Here is a 17,417-nt window from a genome sequence, read left to right as displayed (position 1 = left end):
GCCGCACCTCTAAGCCGATATAGCGTGTTTTTGCTCACTCAGATTTCCATCTCGTATCTCTACGATACGACCAGCCTGCTGAGCTTGCTCCATATCGTGGGTGACCATTAAAATGCTGGTCCCCTGCTTATTTATATCTTTGAGCAGTGCCATAATACCGTCGGCCATTTTAGAATCTAGGTTACCAGTAGGCTCATCGGCGAGTAAGAAGGAAGGGCTACCCGCAAGTGCACGGGCAATGGCGACTCGCTGCTGTTGACCACCTGACAACTGTTGAGGGTAATGTGACTTTCGTCCAGCAAGACCGACTTGTTCGAGTGCATTGAGCACCCGCTCCGTTCGCTCTTTAGCGCTAAAATCTCGATACCTCAACGGCATTTCAACATTGTCGAATAAATTAAGCTCGGGAATTAGATTAAAGCTCTGAAAAATGAAGCCTATTTTTTGATTTCGCAATGAAGATTTATGCTTGTCGGACAATCCCGTCGTATCTTGGTTGTCCAATAAATATTGCCCTTGCGAGTGTTCTTCTAGTAACCCAGCAATATTTAAAAATGTCGTTTTTCCAGAGCCTGAAGGACCTACGACCGCAACAAACTCACCTTGTTGAATATCGAGATCAAACGGCTGCAACGCCTGCGTCTTGACCGTATCCGTGGTGAAGGATTTTGCTACTCCTCGCATTTTAAGCATGATATTTCCTTTAACTTTGTGTACTTATTATTCTACAGCATTTCACTATACTTACTGACTACAACGGGTCGTGAAAAAGAATATAGCTTGCTGTTCCTTAAGCATTTATTATATTTCATTCTCAAACTGAGTAATTAAGTCCCCAAAAAGAGCACTCAAATTATTGTAGACTAAAAAAAACAAAATAAACACAAAATTAATATTATATTTACCGAAAAACAAAATGCAGGCAAGTTATCATCGTACATATAAATACTTAGATAACTGGGGAACAAACGCAAATAAACAGAGTATGTTATTGACCCAATTACTGCGCCTAAGCTTGCAAAGAGATCACGCTGAACGTGTCGCTTCAGTTGGTGAAATACTCGCCGTTTTAAGCACAGGCTGAAGAACCGCCAACACGCCAGCCAAAAGTACAACTACCACACCAATGAGCAAATACTGCGCAGGCACCGGCGCAAGGCCAAAGTGCACTACCAGTAAGTTATTCGCCACAATGGTTAACCCTAAGCCAAACAGAATACCGCAAACATTAATACAGAGGTTCTCTAACATGAAATACCTGATTATTTCATACCGACTAGCTCCTAATGCTCGCCTAATACCGATTTGTTTTTGTCGCTTTAAAATTGTGTAGCGTGTCTGGCCGAACACACCTAACATTATGATAATGGACAAGCCAACAATCACAATTTTCAGCGTATTATAAGCCGCAACCTGCGGTTGATAAGCCCAAGTTCTTGTTTCACTGAGCTTCATAAAATTGTCAATATTTCTGCTGGAGTCAACTAACAATAAATCCTTCACATCTCTAATGCTTTGCTCAAGCAACCCCTTGTGCGCACGCACAATAAAACTCGCATCCGTCATCATAAATAAGGTGGGAACCAAGAAATTGTTATTTTTGTATCCCCAAAAGCTCCAAGGGCCAACCAATTGTTCAACAATGCCTCTGACAGATTGTTCTTTGTCGTTCAAATAAAGCGTTTTACCTAGTGCTTGGCGCCAGTCATTAGGATAAAGGTCTTGAGCCAAAGCTTTGGTGATCACCACGCCAACAGGCTGACTCAAACCAAAATCTTTCAGCGCTCGCTCATCTGACAAGGTAAACCCCTCACCTGCGATCAGCTTTAACCCCATGGTTTCAATCATTTGATGGCCACCCGCATATAAGCCTGCTTTTGAATCATATTCATGTGACCCTTGTTTTAACCTCACTTCCATACCCGCTCCACGATGGGACAGAGGTATGGAGTTAACCGTAACAACCTCCTCGACACTATCTAACGCTCTGATAGCATCTAGATCTCGATATACACTGGCTACTCGCTCTTCTGGCGAGCCATGCAAAGACATTTGAAACGAAAATAAAACATCTTCATCTAAGCCACTTGGATCATTAAATTCTCCATGCTTCTGTACTAGCATAAACACTGAATTAACGAGTATCGTGAAGGCAACTGCAATTTGCAATATCAGCAAAAGAGGTGCTGTTTTGGCGTACCATAGTGATTTAATAATTGGTTTAAGATCTTTCATTTAATTTGCCTATAAGCTCTTCAATTGGCTTGATGGCTGTATTTGACAAGCCCTATAGATTGGATACAGGCCAAAAAGCGAACTCGCAATCACTGACGATACCAAGGTGGTTAGCATCAACTCAATGTTCATTGCCATCAGTGCCGGGTTTAAGTGGCTGTATATTTCTGCCGTGATGATCAGGCCCAAATTTGCCAAGAGTAAACCCACAACTCCGCCTAATAGACCTATCAGAATCGTTTCACAACCAAATTGCCAAGCAATATCTTCCTTACTTGCACCAACCGCTCTCCTTAATCCAATTTCAGCCCCTTTACCATGAAACTTAGTCATCATTAAACTCATACAATTGAGTAAACAGGCAATCAAAAATGCCAATGCCAGCCACACAGCCAAACGACTATCTCCGGTCACAACTTTATTGTGTTTTATAAACTCAGGCACGTTTAGTACCCGGTTCATTTGTTCACGCTGAAAACGCCCTAAAGCTCGTTGTTCCATCGCGTAATTATTTACAAAATCAAAATACGCATCGCGCTGAGTTGAAGATTCAAGCTCTACCCAGAAGTACAACCATACACATTCAGAAGTGAGCATTGAGCTAAATTTATTCATCTCAAAGTCCCCCCAGCAATACATACTGACATCACTTGCCGCAATCCACTCATTATCAATATTGGAGCGAAATGGAATGAACATGTCTCTGACATCCATAAAAACATCATGGCTCTCAAGGTAGAATCGAGGCAGTACTACCCAGTCATCCAATACGCCAACAACACGATATAAAAGCCCACCAATTAAGACCTCTTCTCCAACAGAATTTCGACCATTAAAGAGTTTCATATTGCGCTTTTTCGACAATACAACTACCCGTGCACCTTGTTCGTCATCGGACTCTGTCCAACCTGAACCATATAAGAACGGCACTTCAAACATATCAAAAAATTCATATGTGGTTGCCCGCAACAAGGTTGAAAGCGCGCCACTCGGTGGCTGACTTGGAGCACGACTCATAGTTTTATGGCTGCCAATAATTGTTTGACGCTTGCCTTTTTTTTCGTTGTATAAGTTCATTGCATCTTGATAAGTAACCCAAATGGGAATTTGCTCTTTACCATCCTCCATTTTGTACATGCGCGATGGATCCCATGAACTCAAATGAACAGTAAATAGCCGTTCACTTTTACTGGGGATTGGATCTTTGGTCATCATGTAGCTGACAGTATATGTGACCATGGTCGCAGCAATGCCTATTGAAATGGTCGCTATCATTAAGAAACTTAACAGAGGTGTTCTTTTGAGACTAAATACCGCCATGCGTATATAGTAGTACAGCATGTTATCTCCTATTCAGCGGTGGGTGTAGCACTAACATAATTCTTATAATTCTATGGCTCAGACATGCACGTTTAAGATCAAAACCCTTTAAAAATGCTTACATCGAGCAAACAGCTGACCTTGGGGAAAAGCACTATATATTCCAACTTATTAGTGGCAAGTTGCTTAATATATTTATCCACATTGACAACTAACTCGCAGCCTAAAGCCTTTCAAACATTGGTAGGCTAAATGAAACGTTTCCCAAATGCGTGATTATTTTTGGTAAATGATATTCTTAACACTATTACGCCTAAAATTCCTTCGTGTGTACCTAAGCCTTCCATCGCCTATATGTTATGCAGTTAAATATGAGTCTAACTAAACCATAAACATCAGAGGTGTATTTAGGGGGAATTTTTTCTTCACTGGCAAGGCTAACAAAAACCAAATAGATACACAATAAAAACCCAGAAACCACAAAATAAACAACTTTATTACAAAGAGGGATAGGGAAGGCAGGCTTTATGGAGAAATATCAGGGGCGTATATAGGAAAATAGTCAGCTCAAGATTGAACTAACAATCAATTTTTAGAACCTAGCTATTTAGCCAAGTATTTAATTAGCCCCACCTTGCTGCATAATGTTCGATACAGCGCTCTTTTAAAATACCGTCGCGGATCTCAATCGTTCGCTTTGCTTGCAGTGCCAACTTTAAACTATGAGTGACCATTAAAATCGTGGTACCACATTGGTTGAAGGACGATAAAATGGCCATAATATCTGCGGCATTTTTTGAGTCCAAATTCCCAGTTGGCTCATCAGCCAATATGAGTGAGGGTTTACCAACTAACGCGCGCGCAATAGCTACCCTTTGCTGTTGACCTCCAGATAACTGGTTTGGTTTACAATTAATTCTGTCACACAGCCCGACTTGCTCAAGTAATGACATCACACTGGCACGGCGCTGCTTAGCAGGTACCCGGCTGTAGCGCAACGGAATTTCCACATTATCGTAGACATTTAATTCGGGAAGTAGATGGAAGCTCTGAAAAACAAACCCAATATCAGAACTTCTTAGTCGGGATTTTTGTTTATCACTGAGTGTCTTTACGTCTTTATCTAAAAAAGTATATTCGCCAGAGCTGGGAGACTCTAATAATCCAGCAATGTTTAAAAAGGTCGTTTTTCCCGAACCAGATGGGCCAACCAATGCAATAAAATCTCCCGATGCAACTTGTAAATTAAAAGGTTGTAATGCTTGAGTAACCACGGTGCTTTCTTCGTAATTTTTAGTAACACTGGAAAATTTAAGCATATACACTCACTACTTCACCACTAAATTTATACTATTCATTACGATAAAAAACCGACCCTCACAGGCCAAATAATGGGAGAGGCAGCAAAAAGAGCAGCCTGAACGGCAATGAATACGCTACTACATAGCTAAAAATATAACACGGCAAAGGCTGTATGCAACCCGCTAAATTCATTAAAAAAATACTAAGAATACAGCAAAAAAGACTTGTTAGGGTATTTGCCCCTAACAAGTCCATTGGCATGGCTTAAGTATCGTAACCAAGGTTAGGTGACAACCAACGCTCAGCTTCTTCTATAGACATATCACTACGGCGAGCGTAGTCTTCAACTTGATCTTTTTGAATGGTAGCAACTGCAAAATACTTAGAGTCAGGATGCGAGAAGTACCAGCCGGAAACAGCTGCACCTGGCCACATTGCGTAAGAGCTCGTTAGCTTCATACCAATGCGGTTTTCAACATCTAACAACGACCAGATTTTTTTCTTCTCCGTGTGCTCAGGACATGCAGGGTAACCCGGTGCAGGTCTAATACCTTGGTAGTTTTCGCGAATAAGCTCTTCATTCGTTAATGACTCATCAGCAGCAAAACCCCAATACTCCTTACGAACTTGCTCGTGCAAGTACTCGGCAAAGGCTTCTGCGAGTCTATCTGCCACCGCCTTGACCATGATCTTATTGTAATCATCTTGCTGTGCGTCAAACGCATCCGCCAGATCATCCTCTTCAAGACCACCTGTGACTGCAAATGCGCCAAAATAGTCCTCAATACCCTTTGGAGCAACGTAGTCAGCTAAACAGTAATTTGGGAAATCTGTTTTTTCCGTTTGTTGACGTAACTGACACGATTTACCAATCACCTCTGTTCGAGATTCATCGGCATAAATTTCGATATCGTCGTCTACTCGGTTTGCAGGAAATAACCCTATTACACCAAGCGGTTGCAACTTACCTGTTTGCTCTAACTCATCGAGCATTGCATTGGCATCAGCAAATAGCTTTTTAGCCTCTTCACCAACTATTTCATCTTCTAATATACGCGGGTATTTCCCTGCCAAAGACCATGTCATGAAATAGGGAGTCCAATCTATATATTGACGCAATGTGGCGATACTAACGTCTTTAAACTCGGTAATTCCCAATTTCTTAGGTTTAGGCGGTGTGTAATTATCCCAGTCCAACTTAGTGGCATTGTCCCGAGCTCGGCCTAAAGTCACAGGCTTAGAACGCGGTTTTTTACGCGCTTGCTGTTCACGGACCTTCACGTATTCATTGGCTGTTTTTTCTAAAAAGACAGGCTTTTGCGTATCACTCAGCAAACTAGAAACGACGCCCACTGCACGACTGGCATTGTTAACGTAAATAACGCCTTTGTCGTACTGTGGTTCAATTTTCACCGCAGTGTGTGCTTTAGATGTGGTCGCCCCGCCAATTAAAAGCGGGATGTCAAAGCCTCGACGTGTCATTTCTTTTGCCACATGTACCATTTCATCTAGTGAAGGGGTAATAAGGCCGGACAGTCCAATGGCATCTGCTTTTTCATCGATGGCCGTTTGCAATATTTTTTCAGCGGGTACCATCACACCTAAATCAACTACTTCATAGTTGTTACACTGCAGCACAACACCCACGATGTTCTTACCAATATCGTGTACATCGCCTTTCACAGTGGCCATAACTATTTTTCCGTTGCTCGCGCCTTCTTCCTTCTCTGCTTCGATAAATGGGTCAAGGTAAGCCACCGCGCGCTTCATTACACGGGCTGACTTGACCACCTGAGGCAAGAACATTTTACCGGCACCGAATAAATCACCGACTACATTCATGCCGTCCATCAGTGGCCCTTCAATAACCTGAATCGGCTTCTCAAAGCTTAAGCGGCACTCTTCGGTATCTTCATCGATATACTCTGTGATCCCCTTAACAAGGGCATGCTCTAGCCTTTTCGCAACTGGCCATGTACGCCACTCTAAGTCCTCTTTTTTCTCAGCTTGCGCCATACCTGAGTACTTAGGCGCGATATCAACTAAGCGTTCTCCTGCGCCGGGGTCAGTATTGAGGATCACATCCTCAACTGCATTTCTCAATTCAAGTGGAATATCATCATACACAGCTAGTTGGCTGGCGTTGACGATTCCCATATCCATTCCCGCTTTGATGGCGTGGTATAAAAAGACTGAATGGATAGCTTCACGAACAGGGTTGTTGCCTCGGAAAGAAAACGACACATTTGAAACACCGCCAGATACCTTACAGTGCGGTAAGTTTTGCTTTATGCGGCGCGTGCCTTCAATGAACTCAACTGCGTAGTTGTCATGCTCTTCAATACCTGTGGCAACAGCAAAAATATTCGGATCAAAAATAATGTCTTCTGGCGGGAAGCCAAGCTCATCAACAAGAATTTTGTAAGAGCGCTCACAGATTTCAAATTTACGATCTGCCGTTTCAGCCTGACCAACTTCGTCAAACGCCATAACGACAACAGCCGCACCAAAACGTTTTAAAATCTTGGCTTGGCGCACAAACGGCTCTCTACCCTCTTTTAGCGAGATAGAGTTTACAATGGCCTTGCCCTGAATACATTTCAGACCCGCAACGATGACATCCCATTTAGAGGAGTCAACCATGATAGGTACTTTTGAAATTTCAGGTTCAGAAGCAATGAGGTTCAAAAATTTCACCATCGCCATTTTTGAGTCCAACATGGCTTCATCCATGTTGATATCAATCACCTGAGCACCGCCTTCAACCTGCTCTCTGGCAACTTCAAGCGCGGTTTCGTAATCTTCTTCTAAAATGAGTCGTTTAAAGCGTGCTGAACCTGTGACATTGGTTCTTTCCCCAACGTTTGTAAATACAGCAGTAGATTGCGTCATAATGATACTTCCTAATTCAGATTACAGGCTTCAAGGCCTGATAAACGCATGCGTACTTCAAGCTCAGGAAGCTTACGCGGTAACACAGTATTCAAACCATCTGCAAAGGCTTTAATATGTTCAGGTGTCGTACCACAGCACCCGCCTACAATATTGATAAAGCCTTCTTTACCCCAGTCAACAATCTCTTTGCTCATATCATCAGCTTCTAAGTCATACTCACCAAACTCATTGGGTAAGCCCGCATTGGGGTGCACAGAAGTGAATGTTTCGCATACACGAGATAACTCTTCAACATAAGGGCGCAGTAGGTCGGGGCCCAACGCACAATTTAAACCAATAGAAATAGGCTTAATATGACGAATGGAGTTGTAAAATGCTTCTGTAGTTTGCCCTGATAAAGTGCGACCAGACGCGTCAGTGATAGTCCCTGAAATCATTACAGGCAAGCGAATGCCCGCTTGCTCAAATGCCTCTTCTACACCGTAAGCCGCCGCTTTTGCATTGAGTGTATCAAAAATCGTTTCTATCAAAATAAGATGCGCGCCGCCTTCAATTAAGGCAAGGGTTGATTCTATGTACGCTTCCACCAGCGCATCAAAGGTCACATTACGATAACCCGGATCATTTACATCTGGAGAAATAGAGCATGTTTTTGACGTCGGACCAAGTACACCACCCACATAACGTGGTTTGCTTGGATCTTTGGCGGTAAATTCATCACATACTTGACGCGCTAACTTTGCTGACTCGAAGTTTATTTCACGGCTTAAACTGGCCATGTCATAGTCTTCCATTGAAATGGTGGTCGAGTTAAACGTATTGGTTTCAATGATATCAGCACCCGCTTCCAGGTACTCTCGATGAATTTGCTTAATCACATCAGGCTGGGTCAAACTTAACAAGTCATTGTTGCCTTTGATCAACACATGCCAATCTTTAAAGCGCTCTCCACGGTAGTCTTCTTCCTCAAACTTATGTTTTTGGATCATGGTTCCCATTGCACCGTCTAAAATAACGATGCGCTCTTGCATCGTCTTTTTCAGCGCTTCAGATATGGCTTGGCCATCGATAGGCTCAAATGGCACACTGTTATTCGGCATAATTGTTAGTCCTTACGTCTTGGCTAACGAGATTAATATCGTACGGAGTTGTTTGGTAAACATAATAGTTTAACCAATTTGAAAATAATAAAAAGGCGTGGCTTTGCCAGGTTTTTGATGGCTTAACACCCGAGTCATTGTTTGGGAAGTAGTTGTCAGGCATAGGGGCATCAGGTCCATTTTGCAGATCTCGTAAGTACTCTTTTTGCAATGTATCAGCATCATATTCTGGATGTCCCGTAATATACACTTGGCTCCCTGTATTATTCTTAAGTAGATAGGCACCGACTTGTTCAGAGCCTGCCAATACAACTAAGTCTTCTTTGCGATTGATTTTCTCAATATCAATATGACCATAACGGGAATGAGGCACTAAAAACTCATCGTCAAAACCTCGTGTTAGTGCACCGTGATCAAAATAAACTCGGTGTTTAAATACGCCACAAAGTTTTTGCTCTTTTAATTCACGCTTCAATCCATGATGGTGATATAAGCCAGCATGAGCAGCCCAACAGGAGAATAGCGTTGAAGTAACATGATGCTCGGCCCAGTCAAAAAATGCTTGTAGCTCTTGCCAATAGATCACATCTGAATACTCTAAATGTGCCAAAGGTGCGCCTGTGACAATCAAAGCATCGTAGTTTTCCTCTTTTACCTCTGAGAAGTAACGATAAAACATATTCAAATGTTGTTCTGAGTTTTCTGAACTGCGATGAGTATCCAACCTAAGCAAATCCACATTTACTTGCAACGGCGTATTTGCCAATAAACGAATAAATTGAACCTCTGTCTCTACCTTATTTGGCATTAAGTTCAAGATTGCCAATCGCATAGGACGGATCTCTTGAGACATCGCGCGACTTTTTGGCATCACAAATACATTTTCGTGACGCAACCTCGCAATGGCGGGTAATTCGTCTTTAACAGTGATCGGCATGAGATCCTCCCCAGAATAGACAAAAACTAACTGCAATATATTGACTGACATTATGAACGAACGCCATAAAATATCAACTTCTAGATGTTCAGACGTCTAAATTAAACAATACCAAAATAAACCATAGGCAAAAACGAGTAGACAAGCCTCTATCACTTAAAACAGTCTCGATACTGTCAAAAATTAGGAAGGGAAAATTGAAGACAAAATAAGGCAGGAAACTCAGTGAGTTGAGTGAGTTTACTCATTACACATGTGAAGTTTATATTTGGATGGAGTTAAAGGGTGAAAGGATAAAGGGTGAAAGGATAAAGGGTGAAAGGATAAAGGGTGCCAAAGCAAATAGCACCCTGTCATGCAAGTAGATGATTAACCGAAATAGCCGTACCCTAATACGACACTTACTATCAGCCCTGCAGAAGCAAAAATCCCATATTCAATACTCACTTTTAGACGTTGCTCTCCGACAAACAGCTTTGACTCAGTCATAGCCATGATCAAACAAGAGATAAACATACAAAAGCTCAAAAGAATTAAATTAATTTGAATCGCATCTAGGATCATTATGTTCTCCAACAAGTGGCCACAGGCCGATTTAAGCACACGACTATTTCAACACAACAGAGTGTAGCAAAATAAGTTCTAAACTTTCAATAAAAACTGAAAGTTTATTTTTGAAGTTGGTAAATTACATGGGGAGGGAACAATCACGGTCACTATTAAGCTCAATTACGTTGCATAAATTCACAAAATAATTACAGTACAGCCAGATTAGATTACTAAATAACAAAGATGATTGTGGGTATAGGAGAGATTGCTGCATTTTGTGCAGCTGCAGTGTGGGCATTTTCAACCCTTTTATATAAACGTTTTAGCCATCATTTAAACCCCCTAGAGCTCAATGTCGCTAAGGGGGTAATAGCCTCTGCACTGATGGGGGCCGTATTGCTTTTCACTTGGGACAGCCAATTGCCCTCTAGTTATATAAGTTGGGGGTGGTTAATTGCCAGCGGCATTGTCGGTATTGCAATTGGAGATAGTGCCTACTTCGCTGCCCTGCGCAATATTGGCCCAGCCCGAACACTGGTGATCGAATCTCTAGCACCTGCCATTGCCGGATTATTGAATATCGCACTGCTAAGCGTATATCTATCTGCCACTGCTTGGCTCGGTATTGTGGTTACGACCATAGGGGTCGTTATTGCAGTCAAGCCCAGTCAAAAACTGCCTGAACTAGATAAAGAGACTTACCGTAAAGGCGTATTATTTGCGCTCGGTGCCGCAACATGCCAAGCCGCTGGGATGGTTCTTTCAAAAGGTGCGCTAAATAATGATGACATCAGCAGTTTGTGGGCAGCCATAATACGCCTTGCTGCGGGCACGCTCGTGGTGGCAATGATAGTTGCGACAATAAAACACAGCAGCTTAACACGCGCCATTACGCTCAAAGGGATTGAGGGCAAAGCTTGGTTATTTGCGGCGGTTTTCTTTGGCACCTTCATCGGTTTATGGTTACAACTTATCTCTGTCAACAATACCGATCCTGCGGTAGCACAAACAATTTTTTCAGCCGCGCCATTAATGGTTATGACAATGAGCTTGATCAGAAAAGAGCATGTGACACGCGCTATGCTATTGGGTGGGGTAACAGCTTTGGTAGGGATAGTTTTACTCTTAAAAGGGTAATTATAATTGGAAAGAGGTCGTCTCAACCTGTTTATGCATAGAGCAATGCACGTGAGCAAACAAGTGAGACGACCTTGGAGGTAGGGGGTTTGGAAGGAAAAGCACCGCATGATCAGCAGTGCGGTATGAAATATTTAATATTTATAAGGTGAAAAATAATTATTCTGTCAGCGTTTCGCAGCTTAAGTAAGACAAGAAACCATGACCATTAATTACATGTCGCACTTCTTTGACAAACCAACGCTTATCTAATGCGCTTTGAGTCCCTTGCACTTCAACAACAGCGCCCGCCATAATGTCTGGATTACCGTAAACCACCATATCTGCACTGACATGCGCCCGTGTAAGTTGCGCCAATTTGCTGTCTGCGGCATGCTGCGCACTTGCTTCATCGGCGTACGTATACGGTAACGTTAAGCTCGGCGTGCCACCGCCAGCAGAGACTGTTTGCAACTGTGCAATACCTAGATCGTGATACTTAGCCACGACCTCTTTAGTCAATCGATAGTGCAAGGTGTTGAACTTCCAATCAATGATCCACTTTGGTTCAAGCGTGACCTGTGGTAAAGGCTGGCCAGACAAAGAACGACCTGTGCCTTTTTTCATGAAAATAAGGTTGTCATTGATAATTTTCATTACCGCATCGTGCTGCTGTGCAAGCTTACTCATCAGCTGCATGTCACTTTCACTTTGCTCGATTTGCGGTAACGTAATGCTATCTAACGCAGGGGCAATTCGAGGGGTCAACCCGTACTCCTGGGCAATATCAGAAATAACACTGCCAAGTGTGAGCGGGCTTTCAGGGTCACTGGGCCAAGATTTGAGTTTGGCTGCTTTTAAATTTTGATCCCATAGGACCTTATTTCCAACCAATTCAAGCGCCCTCACCGGCCCTGTGATCTGATACTCTCCAACTTGAAATTCACCCATCTCGACACTGGGCGCTTTGCTATCTTCCGTTCCCTGCTTATAACCCATTGCTATCTCCAACTTATCCGTTGGCTGTGGCAATGTGATCGGCGCTTTTTCTAAGTTATCAAACTTAACAACACACATATCGCTTAACAAACCAGTACGTAAGGTCACGCTCACTTCGGCGATTCTATCTCGTAGCTGTTCAGCGACTTCGTTGCCATTGGCTTTCACTGAATATTGCGGCTGTAATTCCATGACCCTCTACTCCCAGATATTAATCTCTCGCTGCACTTTGGGCTTAGGCACATCAGGTAATACAATCTTGATGTTTTCCGGATAAATCGGTCCCAAATCAGCTAGGCCATAGTTTGCTTCCAGCACACGCTCTACCATGCCCGCACTGCGTCCATAGTGTCGAAAACAGATGAGATCGAGACAGTCTCCATCCCGGGTTATGTAGCTCACAGCACTCATGATGATGCTCCTTCATTACCATCGTAACGAGACAATCGCATACTAAATTGAATTTCTCTTGGAATACCATCATTCAAAAACAAGGTACGGGTTTCATTAATGGATTTAATAACCCACTTGCCAAGAACTCGGCCTACACTCGGGCTAGATTTGCCGCTTTCTTCAACGTAAGTCAAAGTTAAAGGCACACCTTGAGTCGCTTCATCTCGCATAAAATCAAGTTGCTTTAAACCATTTTCAACCAATTGTGGGAAAATTGTCCCCTCTAACTCTAAGGTTTGTTCACCAACACCAATAAACTGCTTAACCGGACTATTTTTGTCGGTTTGTGATTCAAGATCTTTCCAGCGATATTCAGTATTAAACTGTAGTTTTTGAAATGCCGCTGTACTGACAGAAAACTTGTATTCACCCAGCTGCATCATGTAGTTGGCATGATTGATCTTTGCCATCGAAAGTCCTCTTAAAAAAGCTTAAGGGGATGACCCCTTAAGCTACCTCGTTGTAATACCGAGCGCGGTAATCGCGCATCGCCTGTTGCTGTTGCTGCTCTAAAACTTGCTTGACTTGTAACGCAATCTCGTGAGCTTGCTGTTCACTTTGCGCATTCACCGTGATATTCGCATTAACAGTAATATTGCCCGCCACTTCCTGAGTATGCATATCACTGCTTATTTGCGATTGAGATGTACTCGGTTCGGCAAGTGCATTTGGTGTTGGCGTCGATAACAGCCCTTTTGCTTTTGACGCCTCTGATTGCTCAGGCTTATCACTGCCAAATAGGCTGGCGAAGAAGTCTCCTCCTACTTGAGACATCACAGTATTAGTCAAGTAACCCGCCACCGGGGCAAGGAACTTGCCATATTTGGGAATTTTCCCAACTAGGTGTGAAACGCCTTCAGAGCTCAATGCTCCTGTCAGTGTGCCACCAATCGTTTGTGCCTTTTCCTGTGTCGATAACTCATCATTTGCCGCCGCTTGATAGATGGTGTGGCCATTTAACGCGTGGCCAAGTAACTGGCCTTGCTGCGATGCTTTGTGCCACTTTCCAGCTTGCTTGCCTGAAGCCTGCTCAACCGCCGCCATCGTGCCCATCACCATATTGGCTTCGTTGATAACATTATCTTTGACAAACTGAAGAGGTGTCTGTGCATGACTCGATGCAGCTTGCGATGCCGAGTTGCTTGCTTCACTAAATTGAACTTCCGCTTGGCCCTGCGCTAAGGTGTTGGATACACTTGCTGTTTTTTCAACTTTTTCAGTGTTTTCTTTTGGCTCATCGTCAAAGAACCAACCGCCAAGGGTATCGCCTAGGAACGAACCAACAGATTCGCCACCAAATGCGCCAATTGCACCGCCGACAATACCACCGATCGCAGTCCCTACTACGGGAATAACGGAGCCTATTGCAGCGCCTGCCGCGGCACCTGCCATCGCACCGCCCATACCACCTACAGCACCACCGACTCGGCTGGTTTTTTCCTGCTTGCTCAGTGAGTCGTCGCTCAAAGCTGAGTAGGCATCCAACGCCCCCATCGCCACCGTTAAAGGCGTGGCCAATTTACCTAAATATTTACCAGGTCCTTTTGTTAAGGTAGATAATGCACCACCTTTCTTACCAAAAAACTGGCCTAACTTAGAAAACATAGGATCATTTGCTGCTGGCGCTTTAAATGATTTAGGAGCTTTCACTTTGGGGCGCTTTGCAGGTTTTGCCTTACCGCCATCCAGCACCTTTAAAGCAGGCTTAGCTGGTTTTTTAGGTTTATGTTTTGTCTCTTTTGAAGTCTCATTCAACTTGGCAGCTTTGCGCTGTGCTGCTTCATCATTCGCTACACTTTTCGCTTTAGACTTGTTGCGCTTAGCTGGCTTTTTGCGTCGCTTCTTCGACTTTTTCTTTGCTTTTTTGGACTTTTCCTCTCGCTCATTTTCACCGTCAAATAACGAGTCTAAGCCGAGGTCACCCAAGCCAAATTCCGCCAAGAGGTCTGGTACAGCCCCCGTTAATGACGACAAATCACCATTTAAAATGCCTTTAAAGTCGAGCTTTTCAATCAGAGCTGAGTGCTTAGTGAAAAGGCTCGCCGCGTCCTGTAAACCAAATGCGTTTAATAATTCAGGAGCTTGCTGCATCAAAGAGCTCAAGTCGCCCTCTAAAATGGCCTTGGTATCGAGCTTTTGCAGTGCCGGTAAGGCCGCATCTAGCGTGGCACTCACCTCATCCAAACCCGCCGCTTTTAACAGTCCTGGGGCTGCCGACATCAAGCTCGATACATCGCCACTGGCAATGCCTTTTAAATCCAGCTGTTGCAGTGCCGGTAGCGCGGCCGTGAGTGTTTCCGAGGCTTCACCTAATCCTGCTGCTTTTAAAAGCCCAGGCGCCGCCGACATCAAGCTTGATACATCACCACCAGCAATCCCCTTTAAATCTAGCTGTTGCAGCGCTGGCAGAGCAGCCCCAAGTGTTTCAGAGGCCTCATTTAAGCCAACCGACGCAAGCAAATCAGGCGCCGCCGACATCAAGCTTGATACATCACCGCTGGCAATACCTTTTAAGTCAAGCTGCTGTAGCGCTGGCAATGCAGCCCCAAGTGTTTCAGAGGCCTCATTTAATCCAACCGACGCCAATAAATCAGGCGCCGCCGACATTAAACTCGAAATGTCTCCACCTGCAATGCCTTTTAGATCTAGCTGCTGTAATGCAGGCATGGCTGCACTTAAAGTATTGGAAACCTGTTCAAACCCTGCTGATTTAAGTAGTTCAGGCGCGATACTAACAACCTGACTTAAATCACCGTCAATCACACTTGCAAGATCTAGCTGTGACAACGCGGGAATATGCTGAGCCAATGATTGTTGAACAGCAGATAAATCTATTGCTTTGAGAAGTTCAGGCGCCGCACTTTGCAAACTACTTAAATCACCTTGCATTACTGCCGCAATGTCCACTTGTTCTAGGGCAGGTAATGCTTGCTCTATAGCTTGTGCAGCACTGGACATGTCTAGCGCTTTGAATACTTCTGGCGTTGCATCAACTATGCTCGAGAGATCGCCATTGAGAAGCTCTTTAACATTAAGCGCTTCAACGACCGGCAGTGCGCCTTCCAGTGTTTTTGCAGCCTCAGACAAATCAAAAGCATTTAACAACTCAGGCGCTGCGCTGGCTAAGCTTGTAATATCTCCCTCAAAAACATCTTTGAAGTTAACCGATGATATTGCAGGCAGTGATTGCTTAACCACGTCACTGGCTTTATCAAAACCAAATGTTTCAAGTACCTGTGGCGCACTTTGGATCAACGCCTGAAGATCTTCGTTGAAAGTATCACTACGAGTACCTTGTGCAATTCCCTGCGTAGCACTGATGATATCGCCGCTCATTTGTGCAATACCAAGCGCATCAACCATGACAGGCGCCGCTTGACGCAATGTATCGAGTTGTAACTCTAACGTGTTTTGAGCATCAGTACTTTTAACTTGCGCACTCGCCGTTGCTAAAGACTCGCTCAACGCATTGATGGGTAAACCATCGTAAAGCTGTGGCAGTGCCACCTGTAGCTGCGCCAACTCATTGCTTGCAGCCGTTTGTAATTGCTGAAAATCTAGCGCCGACACTTGCTGTGCAAGTGATTTAATTGCACCGCTTAAGCCAGTCCCATCACCAATTTTTGCATCAACTTGTGCTTTTAAAGTTTCAGCTTGTTGCTCACTTTGAGCCGCTTGGAGCATTTGAGCACTGTGTGCTACCGCTCGATTAGATTTGGCTTGTACAGCAGAAAACTGAGTTAAATGGCTTGAAATAATTTTGCTGGAATTGCCCAGCAATTCATTGACATTCACATTTGCTAACTGCCCTATCACAGCTTGTAATGAGCTGGTATCGAGCGGCTTTTTAGCTTTCACCAAGTTAGCAAGCATACTGCCTAATTGAACATTCGGATCAACCTGATCCTGCTTAGGTAGGCGGTACTTTACTTTGTTCTTTGAACGGCCTTTGGCAGACAATTCTTGATGTTTCATAATAATACCTAGGAAGAGAGATAAGCGGGAATGTATTGATTGCACATTGCAACGAACGGCAACGCGCCAAGGTTGATAGCTCAAGACCCTAAAACTGCGCTTAAGTCCTTGAGCTATCAAACTTGCGCTGGTGAAAAAAAGGCGGGTTACCCCGCCTCTGTTGCTTCTTTATAATCAACCGCTGCTTCAAACCACTCAATAAGTTCGTCTTCGGTCAGCGCGTTGAGTTCTTGCAAGCCCCACCCTGTGTACTTAGCCAGGGCAATCACCATTGCTTTTAGACGCTTGGGCGGGATACGAGAAAAGCCTGGAGTGCCTCACGCAACTTAACAAAGTCGCTCCAGTCTAACTCTTCGATAATATCGGGAGACACTTCACACAAATGTGAGAAGTAACGGATTTCGCTCTCAGATTCGCTAATATCCGCTTTATCAACCATTAACCGATCGCGCACTTTAGGTCGTCTCATTTTTAGTTCTGCATACTCATGCCCATCGACCGTAATAGGGAAAGTCAGTTTAATGATTTCAGTCATA

At 43.8% G+C, this 17,417-nt stretch carries 14 protein-coding genes; 1 reads left to right on the top strand and 13 read right to left on the bottom strand.

Annotated features, from left to right (window positions below; translation table 11 throughout):
* Nucleotides 1-9: 9 nt before the first annotated feature.
* The 8 genes from N483_RS23295 to N483_RS23260 all read right to left on the bottom strand — a co-directional run bounded on the left by N483_RS23295 (nt 10) and on the right by N483_RS23260 (nt 10,353).
* Entirely contained in the window at nt 10-693 is a 684-nt protein-coding gene (locus N483_RS23295) for an ABC transporter ATP-binding protein (RefSeq protein ID WP_023397052.1), read from the bottom strand.
* Between the two features lie 333 nt (nt 694-1,026).
* A complete protein-coding gene (locus N483_RS23290; protein ID WP_023397053.1) occupies nt 1,027-2,235 on the bottom strand; it encodes an ABC transporter permease in 1,209 nt (402 codons plus the stop codon).
* A 9-nt stretch (nt 2,236-2,244) separates the two neighbouring features.
* Nucleotides 2,245-3,576 carry an ABC transporter permease gene (locus N483_RS23285; RefSeq protein ID WP_023397054.1) on the bottom strand — a complete coding sequence of 444 codons (1,332 nt, stop codon included), beginning with the start codon at nt 3,574-3,576 and terminating at the stop codon, nt 2,245-2,247.
* A gap of 602 nt (nt 3,577-4,178) precedes the next feature.
* Nucleotides 4,179-4,874, bottom strand: coding sequence for an ABC transporter ATP-binding protein (locus tag N483_RS23280; protein WP_023397055.1), 696 nt, complete (start codon nt 4,872-4,874; stop codon nt 4,179-4,181).
* A 247-nt stretch (nt 4,875-5,121) separates the two neighbouring features.
* Nucleotides 5,122-7,749: a methionine synthase gene (gene metH, locus N483_RS23275; protein WP_023397056.1), complete on the bottom strand. Its 2,628-nt coding sequence runs from the start codon at nt 7,747-7,749 to the stop codon at nt 5,122-5,124.
* An 11-nt stretch (nt 7,750-7,760) separates the two neighbouring features.
* Nucleotides 7,761-8,852, bottom strand: a complete 1,092-nt coding sequence (locus N483_RS23270; protein ID WP_023397057.1) for a homocysteine S-methyltransferase family protein — start codon at nt 8,850-8,852, stop codon at nt 7,761-7,763.
* Nucleotides 8,842-9,789: a homoserine O-succinyltransferase gene (locus N483_RS23265; RefSeq protein WP_023397058.1), complete on the bottom strand. Its 948-nt coding sequence runs from the start codon at nt 9,787-9,789 to the stop codon at nt 8,842-8,844. The genes N483_RS23270 and N483_RS23265 overlap by 11 nt, the downstream gene beginning before the upstream one ends.
* A gap of 369 nt (nt 9,790-10,158) precedes the next feature.
* Complete coding sequence (locus tag N483_RS23260; RefSeq protein ID WP_023397059.1) at nt 10,159-10,353, bottom strand: hypothetical protein; 195 nt, start codon at nt 10,351-10,353, stop codon at nt 10,159-10,161.
* Nucleotides 10,354-10,581: 228 nt separating this feature from the next.
* On the opposite strand from N483_RS23260, the gene N483_RS23255 reads away from it, so the two are divergent.
* The gene (locus tag N483_RS23255; RefSeq protein ID WP_023397060.1) at nt 10,582-11,475 is read left to right on the top strand and encodes a DMT family transporter; all 894 of its coding nucleotides are present in this window, start codon (nt 10,582-10,584) and stop codon (nt 11,473-11,475) included.
* Nucleotides 11,476-11,634: 159 nt separating this feature from the next.
* On the opposite strand, the gene N483_RS26715 is transcribed toward N483_RS23255, so the two are convergent.
* From N483_RS26715 to N483_RS23230, 5 genes are all read right to left on the bottom strand, one after another.
* The gene (locus N483_RS26715; RefSeq protein ID WP_023397061.1) at nt 11,635-12,645 is read right to left on the bottom strand and encodes a phage late control D family protein; all 1,011 of its coding nucleotides are present in this window, start codon (nt 12,643-12,645) and stop codon (nt 11,635-11,637) included.
* A gap of 6 nt (nt 12,646-12,651) precedes the next feature.
* Nucleotides 12,652-12,864, bottom strand: a complete 213-nt coding sequence (locus tag N483_RS23245) for a tail protein X (protein ID WP_023397062.1) — start codon at nt 12,862-12,864, stop codon at nt 12,652-12,654.
* Entirely contained in the window at nt 12,861-13,316 is a 456-nt protein-coding gene (locus tag N483_RS23240) for a phage tail protein (RefSeq protein ID WP_023397063.1), read from the bottom strand. The genes N483_RS23245 and N483_RS23240 overlap by 4 nt, the downstream gene beginning before the upstream one ends.
* 37 nt (nt 13,317-13,353) lie before the next feature.
* Nucleotides 13,354-16,881, bottom strand: coding sequence for a hypothetical protein (locus N483_RS23235; RefSeq protein ID WP_023397064.1), 3,528 nt, complete (start codon nt 16,879-16,881; stop codon nt 13,354-13,356).
* Between the two features lie 277 nt (nt 16,882-17,158).
* Nucleotides 17,159-17,416: a phage tail assembly protein gene (locus N483_RS23230; RefSeq protein WP_023397065.1), complete on the bottom strand. Its 258-nt coding sequence runs from the start codon at nt 17,414-17,416 to the stop codon at nt 17,159-17,161.
* Nucleotide 17,417 lies beyond the last annotated feature (1 nt).

The organism is Pseudoalteromonas luteoviolacea NCIMB 1944 (genome assembly GCF_001625565.1).
Lineage (GTDB): Bacteria > Pseudomonadota > Gammaproteobacteria > Enterobacterales > Alteromonadaceae > Pseudoalteromonas > Pseudoalteromonas luteoviolacea_F.
Note: the sequence above shows the minus strand (reverse complement) of the source record. Positions and strands in the feature narration are given on the sequence as shown.

Coding starts and splice junctions, on each gene's coding strand:
- N483_RS23260 (WP_023397059.1), bottom strand. CDS start 10,353: ATGATCCTAGATGCGATTCAAATTAATTTAATTCTTTTGAGCTTTTGT.
- N483_RS23265 (WP_023397058.1), bottom strand. CDS start 9,789: ATGCCGATCACTGTTAAAGACGAATTACCCGCCATTGCGAGGTTGCGT.
- N483_RS26715 (WP_023397061.1), bottom strand. CDS start 12,645: ATGGAATTACAGCCGCAATATTCAGTGAAAGCCAATGGCAACGAAGTC.
- N483_RS23245 (WP_023397062.1), bottom strand. CDS start 12,864: ATGAGTGCTGTGAGCTACATAACCCGGGATGGAGACTGTCTCGATCTC.
- N483_RS23285 (WP_023397054.1), bottom strand. CDS start 3,576: ATGCTGTACTACTATATACGCATGGCGGTATTTAGTCTCAAAAGAACA.
- N483_RS23270 (WP_023397057.1), bottom strand. CDS start 8,852: ATGCCGAATAACAGTGTGCCATTTGAGCCTATCGATGGCCAAGCCATA.
- N483_RS23240 (WP_023397063.1), bottom strand. CDS start 13,316: ATGGCAAAGATCAATCATGCCAACTACATGATGCAGCTGGGTGAATAC.
- N483_RS23290 (WP_023397053.1), bottom strand. CDS start 2,235: ATGAAAGATCTTAAACCAATTATTAAATCACTATGGTACGCCAAAACA.
- N483_RS23235 (WP_023397064.1), bottom strand. CDS start 16,881: ATGAAACATCAAGAATTGTCTGCCAAAGGCCGTTCAAAGAACAAAGTA.
- metH (WP_023397056.1), bottom strand. CDS start 7,749: ATGACGCAATCTACTGCTGTATTTACAAACGTTGGGGAAAGAACCAAT.
- N483_RS23295 (WP_023397052.1), bottom strand. CDS start 693: ATGCTTAAAATGCGAGGAGTAGCAAAATCCTTCACCACGGATACGGTC.
- N483_RS23280 (WP_023397055.1), bottom strand. CDS start 4,874: ATGCTTAAATTTTCCAGTGTTACTAAAAATTACGAAGAAAGCACCGTG.
- N483_RS23255 (WP_023397060.1), top strand. CDS start 10,582: ATGATTGTGGGTATAGGAGAGATTGCTGCATTTTGTGCAGCTGCAGTG.
- N483_RS23230 (WP_023397065.1), bottom strand. CDS start 17,416: ATGACTGAAATCATTAAACTGACTTTCCCTATTACGGTCGATGGGCAT.